The 15,301-nt window shown below is 65.6% G+C and carries 14 protein-coding genes; 12 read left to right on the forward strand and 2 right to left on the reverse strand.

Annotated features, from left to right (window positions below; translation table 11 throughout):
• Position 1: 1 nt before the first annotated feature.
• The gene (locus ACIQXM_RS04375; protein WP_400928152.1) at positions 2-1,111 is read right to left on the reverse strand and encodes an SDR family oxidoreductase; all 1,110 of its coding nucleotides are present in this window, start codon (positions 1,109-1,111) and stop codon (positions 2-4) included.
• 131 nt (positions 1,112-1,242) lie between these two features.
• On the opposite strand from ACIQXM_RS04375, the gene ACIQXM_RS04380 reads away from it, so the two are divergent.
• A complete protein-coding gene (locus tag ACIQXM_RS04380; protein WP_400928155.1) occupies positions 1,243-1,878 on the forward strand; it encodes a hypothetical protein in 636 nt (211 codons plus the stop codon).
• A gap of 175 nt (positions 1,879-2,053) precedes the next feature.
• Here ACIQXM_RS04380 and ACIQXM_RS04385 read toward each other — a convergent pair whose 3' ends face one another.
• Positions 2,054-2,677: a vitamin K epoxide reductase family protein gene (locus ACIQXM_RS04385; RefSeq protein WP_400928158.1), complete on the reverse strand. Its 624-nt coding sequence runs from the start codon at positions 2,675-2,677 to the stop codon at positions 2,054-2,056.
• Positions 2,678-3,104: 427 nt separating this feature from the next.
• On the opposite strand from ACIQXM_RS04385, the gene ACIQXM_RS04390 reads away from it, so the two are divergent.
• The 11 genes from ACIQXM_RS04390 (at position 3,105) to ACIQXM_RS04440 (ending at position 15,152) form a co-directional block, all read left to right on the forward strand.
• Positions 3,105-6,755 (forward strand): Rne/Rng family ribonuclease, encoded by a 3,651-nt coding sequence (locus ACIQXM_RS04390; RefSeq protein ID WP_400928161.1) that lies wholly within the window; start codon positions 3,105-3,107, stop codon positions 6,753-6,755.
• Between the two features lie 361 nt (positions 6,756-7,116).
• The gene (gene rplU / locus ACIQXM_RS04395) at positions 7,117-7,428 is read left to right on the forward strand and encodes a 50S ribosomal protein L21 (protein WP_104053917.1); all 312 of its coding nucleotides are present in this window, start codon (positions 7,117-7,119) and stop codon (positions 7,426-7,428) included.
• A gap of 91 nt (positions 7,429-7,519) precedes the next feature.
• A complete protein-coding gene (rpmA, locus tag ACIQXM_RS04400; protein ID WP_104053918.1) occupies positions 7,520-7,783 on the forward strand; it encodes a 50S ribosomal protein L27 in 264 nt (87 codons plus the stop codon).
• 107 nt (positions 7,784-7,890) lie between these two features.
• On the forward strand, positions 7,891-9,465 hold the full coding sequence (gene obgE / locus ACIQXM_RS04405; protein ID WP_400928164.1) for a GTPase ObgE: 1,575 nt from the start codon (positions 7,891-7,893) through the stop codon (positions 9,463-9,465).
• Between the two features lie 51 nt (positions 9,466-9,516).
• The gene (proB, locus tag ACIQXM_RS04410; protein ID WP_400928167.1) at positions 9,517-10,773 is read left to right on the forward strand and encodes a glutamate 5-kinase; all 1,257 of its coding nucleotides are present in this window, start codon (positions 9,517-9,519) and stop codon (positions 10,771-10,773) included.
• 77 nt (positions 10,774-10,850) lie between these two features.
• Complete coding sequence (locus ACIQXM_RS04415) at positions 10,851-12,152, forward strand: glutamate-5-semialdehyde dehydrogenase (RefSeq protein WP_400929503.1); 1,302 nt, start codon at positions 10,851-10,853, stop codon at positions 12,150-12,152.
• A gap of 146 nt (positions 12,153-12,298) precedes the next feature.
• Positions 12,299-12,538 (forward strand): hypothetical protein, encoded by a 240-nt coding sequence (locus ACIQXM_RS04420; RefSeq protein ID WP_400928170.1) that lies wholly within the window; start codon positions 12,299-12,301, stop codon positions 12,536-12,538.
• Positions 12,510-13,229 carry a nicotinate-nucleotide adenylyltransferase gene (gene nadD / locus ACIQXM_RS04425; RefSeq protein ID WP_400928173.1) on the forward strand — a complete coding sequence of 240 codons (720 nt, stop codon included), beginning with the start codon at positions 12,510-12,512 and terminating at the stop codon, positions 13,227-13,229. Before ACIQXM_RS04420 ends, nadD begins: the two co-directional genes overlap by 29 nt.
• A 23-nt stretch (positions 13,230-13,252) precedes the next feature.
• The gene (locus tag ACIQXM_RS04430; protein WP_400928175.1) at positions 13,253-14,035 is read left to right on the forward strand and encodes a hypothetical protein; all 783 of its coding nucleotides are present in this window, start codon (positions 13,253-13,255) and stop codon (positions 14,033-14,035) included.
• 21 nt (positions 14,036-14,056) lie between these two features.
• A complete protein-coding gene (gene rsfS / locus ACIQXM_RS04435) occupies positions 14,057-14,455 on the forward strand; it encodes a ribosome silencing factor (RefSeq protein WP_400928177.1) in 399 nt (132 codons plus the stop codon).
• A 13-nt stretch (positions 14,456-14,468) separates the two neighbouring features.
• The gene (locus ACIQXM_RS04440; protein ID WP_400928180.1) at positions 14,469-15,152 is read left to right on the forward strand and encodes a histidine phosphatase family protein; all 684 of its coding nucleotides are present in this window, start codon (positions 14,469-14,471) and stop codon (positions 15,150-15,152) included.
• Positions 15,153-15,301 lie beyond the last annotated feature (149 nt).

The raw sequence follows: 15,301 nt of genomic DNA on the forward strand, positions 1-15,301 counted from the left end.
CTTACGGAATCAGCTGCTCGGCCCGCAGCCGGCCAAAGAGCTCCTTGAAGGCATCTTCGGTCCGGCGGTAGCCGGTGAACCCGGCCACGCGGCTCTTGCTCATGTCCGTGAGGACCTCGATGTTCCGGCCAAGATCAGCGTCGGTATGCCACCAGGTGGCCAGGCGGGAAAGATCCGGCTCCGCCAGGTTGTGGCGGGCAGCCAGCTTCTCCCACGCTTCGTCCATGTCCGCCATCTGCTCCTCGAGCGGGCGCGGCTTGGTATCGAAGCCGGCCGGTTCCACGCCGAAGTATTCCGCGAGCCGCGGCCACAGGGAACGCCACCGGAACACGTCGCCGTTGACCACGTTGAAGGCCTCATTGGCGGTGTTCGGATCGGTGGCAGCCCAGAGCATGTGCTCGGCGAGCAGACCGGCGTCAGTCATATCGGTGACGGAATTCCACTGGGTTTCCGAACCGGGGAAGACAAAGGGCAGGTCCAGCCCGCGGCACAGAGTTGCCTGCGCGGCCAGCGTCTGGCCCATATTCATGGCGTTCCCGACGGCGAATCCGATCACCGTGTGCGCGCGGTGAACGGACCAGGCGAAACCCTGCCGCTCGGCGGCTGCCATGAGCTCGTCCTCCTGCGCGTAGTAGAAGTTGTCCACCGGCAGGCGGGGTTCTTCTTCGGAGAACGGGGTGTCCGGCATGGGGCCTTCGCCGTAAGCCTCGAATGGTCCCATGTAGTGCTTGAGTCCGGTCATCAGGGCAACGTGTTCCAGCGGCGCATGCTCCAGGGCGGTGAGCAGATTCCGGACCATTGCGGAGTTGACGGCAATGTTTTCCACTTCCGTTTCCTGCCGGGACCAGGAAGTGAAGAAGACGTGCGTTGGATGCTGATCTTCCAGCGCGGCGCTGAGGCTTTCCGGGTTGGTCAGGTCCGCGGCAACGGGCACGACGCCGGGGTGCGCCGGGTCTGCGGAACCGCCTTTGCGGGACAGGGCCAGGACGGTCCATCCCTGCGCGGAGAGGAGATCCACAATTGCGGCACCGGCGATTCCGGTGGCACCTGCCACCAGCGCGGTGCGCGCAGAGTTGGATGAGGCTTTTTCCGTGGGGACAGTTCTAAGCATGGTTCTCCTGATCAAATGGTGCGTTCAGCCGGACGCGGCAGGGAAAACCTGCCGGGGGCGTTGAAGGCGACAACCGGCCGGCGGCGGGGGAAATTCCTGACGATCGGGCACAAAGCCCCTAGGCTGGGCGCATGGCACTCATTTATCACGCAGACCTGCACCCGGACAAAATGGAAATTCTCGCCTCCTGGTTGCCCACGACCTCCTGGTTTCCCCGCGCGGGCGAGCTGCCCCTGGAGCGCGTGGGTTCCTTTCGTTTCGATGACCCCGACGGAGACGTGGGCATCGAAACCCACCTTGTTGCGGTGGGAGCCAACGTGCTCCAGGTTCCGCTGACCTACCGCGGGGCACCGTTGGAGGGCGCAGAACAGTACCTCATCAGCACGATGGAGCATTCAGTGCTGGGACGGCGCTGGGTTTACGACGGATGCGCGGACCCCGTGTATGCAGAGGCGCTGGCCGTTTCGATTCTTTCGGGCCAGGGGCAGGCCGCCCAGTATTTCCTGAACGACGGCGTTCGGGAGGACATCCCTGAGAACATCAGCGTGGTGGCCAGCGGCCTGCCGGACGGCGAAGAACTTGCTGAAGGACCGCAGCCGGGCCCGGATGACCTGACAGTTGCCCGGATCCGGACCGAAAACTGGGACCTTTCAGTGGTTCGCATATTGGAACTCGGCGGAGAAGCGGTGGCGGACCCGTCCCTGACCGCAACCTGGAACGGCCAGGACGTTCCCGTCCTCCTGGCGTGGGCCCTGCCGCGCGGCTAACCAGCGGCCGGACGATTCATCCCGGGTCGAGTGTCGCGCAAAAGCCCCTAGCAGCCCCTCCAGTGTTGCGCAGATGCGTCACGGGGGCGGCTGTTCCGGCATTGTCGCGACACTCGGCGGGCCCGGACGCGGGCAGCAAAACCCCCGGGGTGCAGGGCGGCGTGAATGCTTCCTGCTAGCCGAGGAAGGAGTTGATGAAGCGGAAGAAAATGCTTGCCGCGGTAGCCACCCACAGCAGCGCCACAATCACCCAGGTCCACTCCGAGAGGAACTTCACGAGCCCGGGAGAAGCGGGGATAACACCCTGTGCAAGGTTGCGGACAGTGGTGAAGACGAAAAGCGGAATCATGGCGGTCCAGACAACAATGCAGTAAAGGCAGAGCACGTAGATGTCGAACAGTGCCTGGCTCCACAGCCACACCACAAACACCATGCCCAGCGTGACGCCTGCCTGCAGGCCCAGCCAGTACCAGCGGGCGTACCGGGCACCGGCCAGCATTCCCATGGCGGTTGTGATGACGACGGCAAAGGCCACGATGCCGATCAGCGGATTGGGGAAACCGAAGATTGCAGCCTGCCAGGTCTTGAAGACGGTGCCGCAGGAAACCCAGGGACTGATGTCGCAGCTGGTGATGTAGTTGGCGTCCGCGTAGACACGGAGGCGTTCCAGGACCAGGACGGCCGAGGCGAGCCAGCCGACGACGCCGGTAATCAGGAGAATCCAGGCGAAGCCCCGTTCCGGCGCACGCTGCTCGGTGTCCCGGGAAGCGGCTTGCTGTCTGGCGGCGGTGGAAGGCACGGAGATCTCCTTTTGGCTGGTGGTGATACGTGTCGAGTCTATGCGCTGTTGCGGGCCAAAAAGACGGGTGTGTGAGATAATAACTGTGGCTGATGGCGGAACCACATTCCGGCACCGGTCCAGCGACAGGCTTCCGGTTCTGTCGGTGACGCTTCCCAAGCAGTTCGCCCATCAATCCGGATGGGAACCAGGGAATCCGCCGATGAGACCTACCCGCAGCGGCAACGTCGTTTACGTGCCGACAGGTAGCAGGAAAAGCGCCGCTGGTCTTCGAGTGATACCGCGCCCTACAGATGGCGCGACCTCGAATGACATCCAGACGACTTCCGGCTGGCGGCAGGCAACTGATGCCCCCCGTACAGCCGACACATTGCCCGCTGGGCATTGGAATGTGGCCAGTGCCGCAGGGGCCGGAGCGTAGCCTTTTATGAGTGAAGCACTGAATAATGACCTAGCAGCAAACGAAAAGAGCGTTGAACCCGCACCCGCGGCGGATTCAACGCAGGGCCAGGATTCTCCCGGGGCAGATGCTCCCGAGGTCAAGGAGCCGGCCAAGCGAGCCACCCGCAGCCGCCGCAAGTCGGTGGCTGCTTCTGCACCCGCCCCGGTAGAGGCGCCCGCTGCAGACGTTCCCGCTGAAGTCCCCGCCGAGGCCGCGGCAGCAACTGCGCCCGCCGAGAAGCCCAAGCGCGTGCGGGCCTCCCGCCGCAAGACCGCAACGGCAGGAGAAACAGCCCCTGCCGCGGAAGCACCCGCACAGCCGGCTGCAGAGACTCCGATTACAGAGACGCCGGTTACAGAGACGCCGGCTGCAGAAACTCCAACTGCCGAGACCCCCGCTGAAGCGGCACCCGCAGAAGAGGCGCCGGTGAAGGCTCCCCGCCGTCGTCGTGCGCCCGTCAAGAAAGCGGCAGCAGAGCCTGTCGCGGAGACGGTTGAATCTCCTGCCGCGGAGGAGACGGTGGTTGCAGAGGCCGCCCCCGAGACCAAGGCCGCCCCTAAGACCCGTGCCCGCCGCCGTCCGGCCAAGGCTGCCCAGCAGGCGCCGGAGGCCCCGGTTGATGCCGCTGTCGCTGCCGCCGATGACACCGTTGCCTCTGCGGCCTCGGCGTCTGCTCCGGCACCGGCGGGAACCGCGGCTGCCGAAGCAGTCCCGGCGGGAACAGTGCAGCAGCAGGACCAAGCTGCGGCCGAAGACACTGATGCCGCTTCAAGCCTGAACCCGTTTGCGGTTCCGGCCCTGCCCCTGTTCCACGCCCCGGACCTCAGCGTTGTCCGCCCCGCCCCGGTGCATGACGCCGGCGAGGCCGCAGATGAGGACGAGGATTCCGAAGAGAACCGCAGCCGGCGGCGCAGCCGGCGCGGGCGCAACCGTACCCGCACCGACTCCCAGCACGCTTCCGCAGGACACGCTGCAGAAGCCGAAGGCTCCGCCAAGGAAGCCCCGGAGGAAGCTGCAGCCGGACCGGAAAAGCCCGCCGGAGAGGAAGGCCACGAGGGCGTGACCTCGCGCCGCCGTCGCCGCCGCCGCCGCGGTGACGCCGATCTGGAACTGACCGGCGGAGCCGACGACGATCCGCCCAACACGGTGACCCGCGTCCGTGCGCCGCGTGCCCACGCCGACGCTCCGGTGTCCGACCGCGTCACCAGCGTCAAGGGTTCCACCCGGCTCGAAGCCAAGAAGCAGCGCCGCCGCGAGTCCCGCGAGTCCGGCCGCCGCCGCCACGTGATCACCGAGGCGGAGTTCCTTGCCCGCCGCGAGTCCGTCGACCGGCAGATGATCGTCCGCCAGCGCGACGAACGGATCCAGATTGGCGTGCTCGAAGACGGCGTCCTCGCCGAGCACTTCGTGTCCAACACCCAGCAGGACTCGCTGATCGGCAACGTGTACGTCGGTAAGGTCCAGAACGTGCTGCCCAGCATGGAAGCCGCCTTCGTGGACATCGGACGCGGCCGCAACGCCGTGCTGTACGCCGGTGAAGTCAACTGGGACGCAGCGGGCCTGGACGGCCAGCCGCGCCGCATTGAACTGGCACTGAAGTCCGGCGATTCCGTCCTGGTGCAGGTCACCAAGGACCCGGTGGGCCACAAGGGCGCCCGCCTGACCAGCCAGATCTCCCTGCCGGGCCGGTACCTCGTCTACGTGCCGGGCGGTTCCATGACCGGCATCTCCCGCAAGCTGCCCGACGTAGAGCGCAACCGGCTGAAGAAGATCCTCAAGGACCACCTGCCCCAGGATGCGGGCGTCATTGTGCGCACCGCGGCCGAGGGAGCCAGCGAGGAAGAGTTGATGAATGACATCAACCGCCTGCGGGCACAGTGGGAAACCATCGAGGCCAAGGCCAAGTCCACCAAGACGCTGGCGCCGGAACTGCTGTACGGCGAGCCGGATCTGACCATCAAGGTGGTCCGGGACGTCTTCAATGAAGACTTCTCCAAGCTGATCGTTTCGGGCGAAGAAGCCTGGGACACCATCGAGGCCTACGTCACGTACGTAGCGCCCGATCTGGTGGGACGTCTCGAGAAGTGGACCAAGGACGAGGACATCTTCGCTGCCAGCCGCATCGACGAGCAGATCGCCAAGGCACTGGACCGCAAGGTGTTCCTGCCCTCCGGCGGTTCGCTGGTCATTGACCGCACCGAAGCCATGACCGTGGTGGACGTCAACACCGGTAAGTTCACCGGCTCCGGCGGCAACCTGGAAGAAACCGTCACCAAGAACAACCTGGAAGCGGCCGAGGAGGTTGTCCGCCAGCTGCGCCTGCGGGATATCGGCGGCATCATCGTCATCGACTTCATCGACATGGTGCTCGAAGCCAACCGCGACTTGGTGCTCCGCCGCCTCGTTGAGTGCCTGGGCCGAGACCGGACCAAGCACCAGGTGGCCGAGGTGACTTCGCTGGGTCTGGTCCAGATGACGCGCAAGCGCATGGGAACCGGCCTGCTGGAAGTGTTCGGAGAAGAGTGCGAGGCATGTGCCGGCCGCGGTGTCATCACCCATGACATCCCCGTCGAGCACCGCCGCAGCACCAGCTACAACGGCAACCCCGCAAACAGCGTGGTGGCGCACGCCGTGTCTGAGGAGAACCACCAGCAGCACCTGAAGCAGGAAAAGCAGTCCCGCGGTGACCGCAAGCGCAACCGCAGCCGCGGTTCCGGTGCTCCGCAGCAGGCCTCCGCCCCGGCCGTTGAAGCCCCGGCCAAGACGGAGGAGCCGGCGCAGGACGACGCCGAGCGGTTGGCGAAGGCCGAAGCCGCGCGTGCCGCGCTGGCAACCATTGCTGCCGCCACCGCTGCCGCCCACGACACCGTTGAGGCGGGGGAGAGGTCTGCGGGCCGCAGCAAGCCCGAACAGGCTGCAGCGGCTTCGGCCGACGAGGCTTTGGCTGAGCCGCTGAATCCCGATGCGGGAGCCGTCCTGAAGATCCAGGGCGAAACCGTGGTGGTTCCGCGCCGTGACCGTCGTGAGCCGGTACGGGAAGAATCCCGCTTCACGCTGGAGAACCTCGCCGAGGCCTTCAACGATGTCGCTGCCGCTGCGGCACCGGAGCAGCAGAAGTCCCAGGGGATGCAGTCCCAGGAGAAGAAAACCCAGGAGCAGAGTTCCCGGGAGAACAAATCCGAGGACAAGCAGGCTGAGGCCGGAAACGGACAGCCTGCAGCCCGGGCACCCCGCCGCTCCCGCCGGAGCAGCGCTGCCGCACGCAGCGTCCAGGCTCCTGCAGCCGCGGAAACACCGGCTGCAGCCAGGGAAGTTCCGGCTGCCGTCCAGCCTGCGGCAGCAGCCCCCGCGAAGTCTCAGGCTCCCGAAAGGGCAGCCGCACCCGCGGCTTCGGCAGCTCCCGCTGCGGCACCCACGCGGACGCCCCGCCGTCGTCGTGCGGCGGGCAGCCCCCAGGGAGCGGCCGGTGCCGATGCCATCCACACCGGCCCCGCCGAGTCCGCACCTGCGCTTCCCGTGGCCGTGCGCCATGCTGCTGCCGCTCCTGCGGCAGCGCAGAAGCAGGAGAAGCGCCGCGAGTCCGCCGGTGCCGCTCCGGTGATCCTGGGTGTCGGCGTCCCGGCGTCCGAGCTGTAGGCTCCGTTTCGGAGCCTTGCCGGCCCGAATACTAGGAGGCGGCCATCCCCGCAGCGGGGGTGGCCGCCTCTTTCTCTGCCCTTGGGCTGTCCTCAGCCCGCTCTCCGCCTGCCTTCCGGCGACGGTCAGGCGGAAAATGCTATAAAGTAGTACAAGAGCAGTGACGTCCGAAAAGGCGGCGCGCCTGGAAGCCCCCAGCATTTGCGGGTTATCGGTTGCGTAGCGTAACCTTGAACTTCGGTGCGAACGCCTTCGAAACCGTTTTCGGTACAGGGCGTGACTGCATGGCGCAAGGCGGGCAAATATCTAGCCCAGCCAAATGCGCATCCAAGTATTAACGTCGAGAGAAGTGAGTTCCCAAGTGGTGTACGCGATTGTCCGCGCTGGCGGCCGCCAAGAAAAGGTTTCCGTCGGAGACCTCGTAACCCTGGACCGCGTCCCCGGTGGAGCCGGCAGCACATTTGAGCTGCCCGCCCTGCTTTTGGTTGATGGCGACCAGGTCACCTCTTCCGCACAGGACCTGGCCAAGGTCACCGTGACGGCAGAGATCGTTGAGAATTTTCGGGGTCCGAAGATTGTCATCCAGAAATTCAAGAACAAGACCGGCTACAAGAAGCGTCAGGGCTACCGCTCCTCGCTGACCAAGGTCAAGGTTACGTCCATCAACTCCTGATTCTCGTGCCGGCTCCACTGGGAGCCGGGAACGCGGGAAGCATCCCGCCCCTGAGTTTCATAATCAGTAAAGCAAAGGCAGGCAGTAGAAAATGGCACATAAGAAAGGTGCGAGTTCCACTCGCAACGGTCGCGACTCCAACGCCCAGTACCTCGGCGTAAAGCGTTTCGGCGGCCAGGTTGTCAAGGCAGGCGAAATCATTGTTCGCCAGCGCGGCACCCACTTCCACCCGGGCGAGGGCGTTGGCCGCGGAGGCGACGACACACTGTTCGCCCTCGAAGCAGGCGCAGTTGAATTCGGCAGCCGTCGTGGCCGCCGCGTCGTGAACATCGTGGCTGCTGCAGCCGCCGAGTAATCACCGGCAAATTAGCTTTTCCGACGGGGCGGGCCTGATGGTCCGCCCCGTCGTCTTTTAAGCCAAGTAGAATTGGCATGATCAAGTAGTTCCTTTGAAGGAGAACCATGGCCAGCTTTGTAGACCGCGTAGTGCTGCATGTTTCGGGCGGTACAGGCGGCCATGGTTGCGTGTCCGTCAAGCGTGAAAAGTTCAAGCCCCTGGGCGGGCCCGACGGCGGAAACGGCGGCGACGGCGGCGACGTCATCCTGCGTGTTGACTCCAGCGCCACCACGCTGCTCGACTACCACCACGTCCCGCACCGCCACGCCACCAACGGCGGCAACGGCATGGGTGACTGGCGCAACGGCAAGACCGGCGAAACGCTGATCCTGCCGGTGCCGGACGGCACCGTAGTGAAGAACAAGGACGGCGAAGTCCTCGCCGACCTCGTTGGCGAAGGCACCGAATACATTGCCGCTGCCGGCGGCCAGGGCGGCCTGGGTAACTCCTCGCTGTCCTCGCAGAAGCGCAAGGCTCCCGGCTTTGCCCTCCTCGGCATTCCCGGCGACGAGCGGGACATTGTCCTGGAGCTCAAGTCCATTGCCGACATTGCCCTGGTGGGCTTCCCGTCCGCCGGCAAGTCCTCGCTGATCGCCGCGATGTCCGCTGCCCGGCCCAAGATTGCCGACTACCCGTTTACCACCCTGATCCCGAACCTGGGCGTGGTGGAAGCCGGCGATGTCCGCTTCACCGTTGCCGATGTTCCCGGACTCATCGAAGGCGCCTCCGAGGGCAAGGGCCTGGGCCACAACTTCCTGCGCCACGTAGAGCGCTGTGCCGCGCTGGTCCATGTGCTGGACTGTGCTGCCCTGGAAACAGACCGCGATCCGCTCGGTGACCTGGACATCATCGAAAAGGAACTGGACAAGTACACGGTGGACATGAGCTTCGCCGGCACCGACGGAGACGTTGTGCCGCTGAACCAGCGTCCGCGCCTGGTGGCCCTGAACAAGGTGGACGTCCCCGACGGCCGCGACATGGCCGAGTTTGTGCGCCCGGAACTGGAGAAGCGCGGCTACCGCGTCTTCGAAGTCTCCGCGTCCAGCCACGAGGGCCTGAAGGCCCTGGGCTATGCCATGGCGGAAATCGTCCGTGACGCCCGCACCGCCGTGAAGGCTGCCCCGCCGCGGGTCAAGACCCCCACCCTGCGCGTACGCAACGCTGACGCCAAGGGCGGCTTCACCATCCGCAAGGAAGAGCGCAACCTGGAACCGCTGTTCCGCGTCCTCGGTGACAAGCCGGTGCGCTGGGTGCAGCAGACCGACTTCACCAACGATGAAGCCGTGGGCTACCTGGCCGACCGCCTGGCCAAGCTCGGTGTGGAAGACAAGCTCTTCAAGGCCGGCGCCAAGCCCGGCGATGCCGTGGTGATCGGCGAGGGCGACGGCGTCGTCTTCGATTGGGAGCCGACCATGATCGGCGGCGCGGAACTGCTTGCAGCTTCCCCGCGAGGCTCGGACATCCGCATCGAAGAGTTCTCCCGGCCCACCCGTGAAGAGAAGCGCGAAGACCACCAGCAGCGCCGCGATGCCCGGGCGGCAGCGCGTGCAGAGCTGGAAGCCGAGCGCAAGGCCGGAATCTGGACCGAATCGGTGAACTATAAGCACAATCCGCCGGCAGCGCCGAAAGACGGCGAATAGCGGCTTAACACAGCCCGCAGGGGCGCGGAGTACGCATAAAGTGGTGGGGACATGACTGACAACACAGCCTCCCCCCTCACTGCTTCCGCGCCCCGGCGTTCGCTTCGATCCCGCAGCGGGCTTGCCCGCGCCCGGCGCATAGTCGTGAAAGTGGGCTCATCCTCCCTAACCTCCGTTGCCGGCGGCATCTCCGATGAAGCGCTGTCCCGCCTCGCGGATGTCCTCGCGGCACGCCATGCCAGGGGCACGGAAATCATCCTGGTGTCATCCGGTGCTATTTCCGCAGGCCTCGCACCGCTGGGACTGACCAAGCGTCCCACCCAGCTTTCCTCCCAGCAGGCCGCGGCCTCCGTGGGGCAGGGACTGCTCATGGCCCGGTACACCCAAGCCTTCGGAAAACACGGAGTCACTGTGAGCCAGGTCCTGCTCACTGTTGAAGACCTGATGCGGCGCACCACCCACGTCAACGCCAACCGCGCCATGGAACGGCTGCTGAACTTCGGCGTCGTGCCCATTGTGAATGAAAATGACACCGTGGCCAGCCACGAGATCCGTTTTGGCGACAATGACCGCCTGGCCGCCCTTGTGGCCCACCTGGTTAAAGCCGACGCGCTGATCCTGCTCTCCGATGTCGACGCGCTCTATGACGGCCCGCCCTCCGAGGGCGCCGTGCGGATTCCCGAAGTCACCGGCATGCAGGATCTCGAAGACGTGCGCATCGGCAAGGTTGGCGGCGCCGGCGTGGGGACCGGCGGCATGGCCACCAAGGTGGAAGCGGCCACCATCGCCGCCCAGTCCGGTATTCCCGCCCTGGTCACGTCCGCGTCCAACGCCGGTGCCGCCCTGGCCGGGGAGGACGTGGGAACCTGGTTCACCGGCCGCGGCCGCCGGCAGCCGGTGCGGCTGCTGTGGCTGGCCCACGTGGCCCGGATCCAGGGCACGCTGGTGGTGGACGACGGCGCCGCCAAAGCCGTGGGGGACCGGCGCCGGTCGCTGCTGGCCGCGGGAATCACGTCCGTGGAAGGACACTTTGAGCCCGGCGATCCAGTCGCCATTTCCGATCAGGCGGGCAGCGTCATTGCCCACGGCCTGACCAACTACGGGTCCGATGAGCTGCCGCAGATGCTCGGCCGGTCCACCCGCGAACTGTCCAAGGATCTGGGCCGCAGCTATGAACGTGCGGTGGTGCATGTGAACGACCTGGTTCTCCTGCAGGACCACGGGTCCGGTGCGCCGGCCCCGGAAGTCCCGGGGCCGGCGTCCTCCGCCGTTGCACCCGCCGCAACCGCCAATACACTGGGAGCATGAGCGCCGTGAATGCACGCACTGGGACTGTTGAAACTGAAACTGCTGAAGCCGCGGCTGAGGCACCTGACACTGCCGGAATGGATGCTGCCGCAGTTGGTGCAGCCGGAACCGGCAACGCCGAGGAGGTCGAGTCGGGCGTTCATGCCCTGGCAGACCGCGCCCGGACCGCCGCCCGCCGCCTGGCCCGGGCAAACCGTGCCGTCAAGGATCTGGGCCTGCTGGAGATTGGGCGCAACATCGTTGCTCAGCGGGACCTCGTGCTTGCCGCCAACGCCCGGGACCTTGCGGCCGGCCGGGACAAGGGAACGTCTGCAGCGCTTCTGGACCGGCTGACGCTGACCCCTGAGCGCCTTGACGGGCTGGCGTCAGCTCTGGAGATGCTGGCCGGACTGCCGGATCCCGTGGGTTCCGTTGCCCGCGGACAGACACTGCCCAACGGACTGCGGCTGCGGCAGGTGCACGTGCCGCTGGGCGTGGTGGCGGCCATTTATGAAGCCCGTCCCAATGTCACCGTTGATATTGCCGGCCTGGCGCTGAAGAGCGGCAACGCCGTCCTCCTCCGCGGCGGAAGTGCAGCTCAGAACACCAACGCGGTGCTCGTGGACATCATCCGGGACTCGCTGGACGCCGTCGGCCTGCCGGCAGATGCCGTGCAGAGCGTGGATGCGTACGGCCGTGCCGGCGCCAATGTCCTGATGCGGGCCCGCGGAAAGGTTGACGTCCTGATTCCCCGCGGCGGCCGCGACCTGATCCAGACGGTGGTGGCCAACGCCTCCGTTCCGGTGATTGAAACGGGTGAAGGCAACGTCCATATTTACCTGGACGAGAGTGCGCCGGCGGAAATGGCCGTGGACATCCTGCTCAACGCCAAGACCCAGCGCCCCAGCGTCTGCAATACGGTTGAAACCCTCCTGGTCCACCGCGGTGCCGCCGCTGCCGGCGCCGTCCTGTCCGCGCTGGCCGCGGCCGGTGTCCGCCTGCACGCCGATGAGCGGATCCGTGCCGTGCTTCCCGCAGGAGTAATGGCCAGCGAGGCCGGCGAGGATGACTGGGGGCGTGAATACATGGATCTGGACCTCGCTGTGGCAATGGTTGATGACCTGGACGAAGCCCTTGCCCACATCCGCCGCTGGACCACCGGCCATACCGAAGCCATCATCACCAATGATTTGGCCAATGCCGAACGTTTTATCGCGGAAATTGATTCAGCCGCGGTAATTGTGAATGCGTCCACCCGGTTTACCGACGGCGGCGAATTCGGCCTGGGCGCGGAGGTGGGCATCTCCACCCAGAAGATGCACGCCCGCGGGCCGATGGGGCTGCGGGAACTGACCACCACCAAATGGATTGTCCAGGGCGACGGGCAAATCCGGACCTGAGCCGCGGCGGGGGAAGCCGGTGAGGGCTGTACCCGCCGCGGCGGCGGGTACAGGGTGCCTGCGCTTACGCGTAGACTTGGAGGAAACCATTACTGTGCCTGCTGACGCGGGCGATCTGATTATTCAAAGCTCCTGAGGGGAAATCCATGCTGATCCAGCTTTCCAGCGCTGTACTTGCTGCCAGTGAAACGGCCGAAGAACACGTGTCCATTCCGATGGACCCGGTCATGTACGGCGTCATCATCATGGGCGTCCTGCTGGTTCTGATGTTTGCCACCATTTCCTTCACGAGCGTGGGAAACCGGCACGACGCACCTGCCGAGCACATCGATCCCCAGCGGCAGTTCCCGAACAAGCATGACCACGGCCAGGGCATCGAGGGCTGATTCCTCCGTGGAATCAGTGGGAACGTTCATCTCGGCGGCACCGCCGGAGCAGGATTCCGAGAACCGCCGGGTGCGCCTGGGAGTGATGGGTGGAACCTTCGACCCGATCCACCACGGCCACCTGGTGGCAGCCAGCGAAGTGGCGTCCGTCTTTGACCTGGATGAAGTGGTATTCGTGCCTACGGGGGAGCCCTGGCACAAATCATCGCGGGAAGTCAGCCCGGCGGAGCACCGCTACCTGATGACCGTCATTGCCACGGCGTCCAATCCGAGGTTTACCGTCAGCCGGGTGGACATTGACCGTCCCGGGCCGACGTACACCATTGATACCCTGCGGGACCTGCGCGAATCCCGCCCGGAAGCGGAACTGTTCTTCATCACCGGAGCTGACGCCATGGCCCAGATTCTGTCCTGGAAGGACATCCAGGAGCTGTGGTCGCTCGCCCACTTTGTTGGCGTTACGCGTCCGGGCCACGTACTGGAAAACATGGGCCGCGACGACGTCAGCCTGCTGGAGGTTCCGGCCATGGCCATTTCGTCCACAGACTGCCGGGAGCGGGTGGCGGACGGGGAACCGGTTTGGTACCTCGTCCCCGACGGAGTGGTGCAGTACATCGCCAAACACGGACTCTACGCGGCTGAACCCCAGCAGGCCGAGCAGTCTGCAGCCACCTCCGAACCAGTAGCTTGAACAACAAAACCGATGGGCAGGAAATGACTAAGGGTCAAAAGTCCGCCGACGCACCGCCGCGCAGCAGCGGTGCGTCTGACGTACCGGTGGACGCCGCTCCGCCGACCCGCCGCCAGCTGAGGCTCCAGCAGCAGCAGCAGCAGCAGCGTGCCGGTGCCGTGGAGGAGACCACTGCCGCGACCGTCGTCGATGCTCCGCCTGCAGCCCTGAACCCGGTGCGGGAGGGCGGGCGCCGGGACCGCCGCCGTCGTGCGGAGCTGGAAGCGCGGGCGGGACTGCAGGCGCAGGCCCGCAACCAGGCCGCAGCAGTGGAGGCCATCCAGGCCAAGGCTTCCGGGGCCGGCCCGGAACGGCCCGCCGGCGGCAGCGAGCCCATGGCGCCGGTCAATGACCCCGCCGCCGCGCATAACCTGGCCATGGTGACACCGCTGGAATTCGTGAGCGTCCCCGGAATGGACCGGCCCGTCATGAAGCGGCCGCCAACCTCGCATATTCCCGTTGTCACTTCGGCCATCCCGGTGCAGTCAGCCAAGGCGGGACCAGGCACGGCGGCCGGGACGGATTCCGGAGGCAGTGCTGCCGCAGACGGCAGTGTGCCCACCGATGACAGTGCACCCATAGATTCTGCCGGCGGAGCAAAGCCCGTCGGTGCAAGAAGCGCTTTCGGGCTTGACCCGTTGGACGTGTTGACGGCCGGACTCGGCCGTACCCGGCGACTGCGTTTTGTATCGCTGGGCATTGGTGGTTTGGGCATTCTGGCCCTGATCATCGCAGGAGTAATAATCGTCGGCGGCTCCGGCAGCTGATGTTAAACAAGGAGACACACTTTGAGTGCCACTGAATCATCCATTGACATTGCACGGGTGGCCGCGCAGGCAGCCTCCGGGAAGCTGGCCAACGACATCGTTGCCATCGACGTCAGTGACCGCCTTGCCATCACGGATATCTTCCTGATCGCTTCGGCTTCCAACGAGCGCCAGGTCAACGCCATTGTTGACGGTGTTGAAGAAGAACTTGCCAAGAAGGGCCTGAAGCCGGTCCGCCGTGAAGGCCGCAGTGAGGGCCGCTGGGTCCTTCTGGACTACGCGAACGTTGTTGTCCACGTCCAGCACGAGGAAGACCGTGTCTTCTATGCGCTGGAACGCCTGTGGAAGGACTGCCCCGCAGTTGACCTGCAGATCGAGGGGGCAGCCGTCTCGGCTCCCGCCGCTCCGGACGCCGAGTAGTTCCGGACTTCCAGTGACTTCCTCCGCCGCCTGGGACCCCGCCCGTACGGGAAAACGTGTTGTCTTTTGGCGGCACGGCCGTACGGAGTGGAACCGCGCCGGCAGGTTCCAGGGCCAGCAGGACATTGCCCTGGATCCGTCCGGCGCCCACCAGGCCGTAGAGGCGGCTGCGGTACTGAGGCATCTGCATCCCGACGTCGTCATCTCCTCGGATCTGGGCCGTGCACTCGCTACGGCCCAGGCGCTGGGGGAGGCCGCGGGGAAACCCGTGGGTACGGACCGGCGGCTGCGGGAAACTTACGCCGGAGCCTGGGAAGGGATGCTCTTTGCGGACATCGCCGCACAGTTTCCCGAGGAACAGGCCGGGTGGGCGGCAGGCAGCGGTGATGTGCGTGCAGGCGGGGGAGAGAGTCGCGTTGATGTAGGCCGGCGCGTAGCGGAAGCCGTGACCGACGCCGCCGACGCACTGGCACCCGGAGGAACACTCGTGGTGGTAAGCCACGGAGGTGCCATCCGGGCCGGGATCTGCGCGCTGCTGGGGTTGCCCACCGATTCATGGACCGTTATCAGCGGCGTGTCCAACTGCCACTGGTCTGTCCTTGAGGAGCGGGATACCTCAGGCGGAGGTGTCCGCTGGAACCTGGCCCAGCACAACGTGGGGCTGGATTCCGTTCCCAGCGGACCGCTGGAAGGGTAGCTCTCCGGAAGAGCATCCCGCCAGGCTGAATGGACGGTCCAGGGGTGCGAATTTCACCGGTGTAGTTCGATTTTGCACTCTGTTATTTCTGTACTAAAGTAGAGGAGTTGCTTCGGCCCGGGGGATACAAATTCCAACGGTTCGGGCAT

This window comes from Arthrobacter sp. NPDC097144, from assembly GCF_044762205.1.
Classification (GTDB): domain Bacteria; phylum Actinomycetota; class Actinomycetes; order Actinomycetales; family Micrococcaceae; genus Arthrobacter_B.

Excerpts from the sequence above, each read along its gene's own strand:
- ACIQXM_RS04375 (WP_400928152.1), bottom strand. The coding sequence starts at position 1,111 with ATGCTTAGAACTGTCCCCACGGAAAAAGCCTCATCCAACTCTGCGCGC.
- ACIQXM_RS04380 (WP_400928155.1), top strand. The coding sequence starts at position 1,243 with ATGGCACTCATTTATCACGCAGACCTGCACCCGGACAAAATGGAAATT.
- ACIQXM_RS04390 (WP_400928161.1), top strand. The coding sequence starts at position 3,105 with ATGAGTGAAGCACTGAATAATGACCTAGCAGCAAACGAAAAGAGCGTT.
- rpmA (WP_104053918.1), top strand. The coding sequence starts at position 7,520 with ATGGCACATAAGAAAGGTGCGAGTTCCACTCGCAACGGTCGCGACTCC.
- obgE (WP_400928164.1), top strand. The coding sequence starts at position 7,891 with ATGGCCAGCTTTGTAGACCGCGTAGTGCTGCATGTTTCGGGCGGTACA.
- proB (WP_400928167.1), top strand. The coding sequence starts at position 9,517 with ATGACTGACAACACAGCCTCCCCCCTCACTGCTTCCGCGCCCCGGCGT.
- ACIQXM_RS04415 (WP_400929503.1), top strand. The coding sequence starts at position 10,851 with ATGGATGCTGCCGCAGTTGGTGCAGCCGGAACCGGCAACGCCGAGGAG.
- ACIQXM_RS04420 (WP_400928170.1), top strand. The coding sequence starts at position 12,299 with ATGCTGATCCAGCTTTCCAGCGCTGTACTTGCTGCCAGTGAAACGGCC.
- nadD (WP_400928173.1), top strand. The coding sequence starts at position 12,510 with ATGACCACGGCCAGGGCATCGAGGGCTGATTCCTCCGTGGAATCAGTG.
- ACIQXM_RS04430 (WP_400928175.1), top strand. The coding sequence starts at position 13,253 with ATGACTAAGGGTCAAAAGTCCGCCGACGCACCGCCGCGCAGCAGCGGT.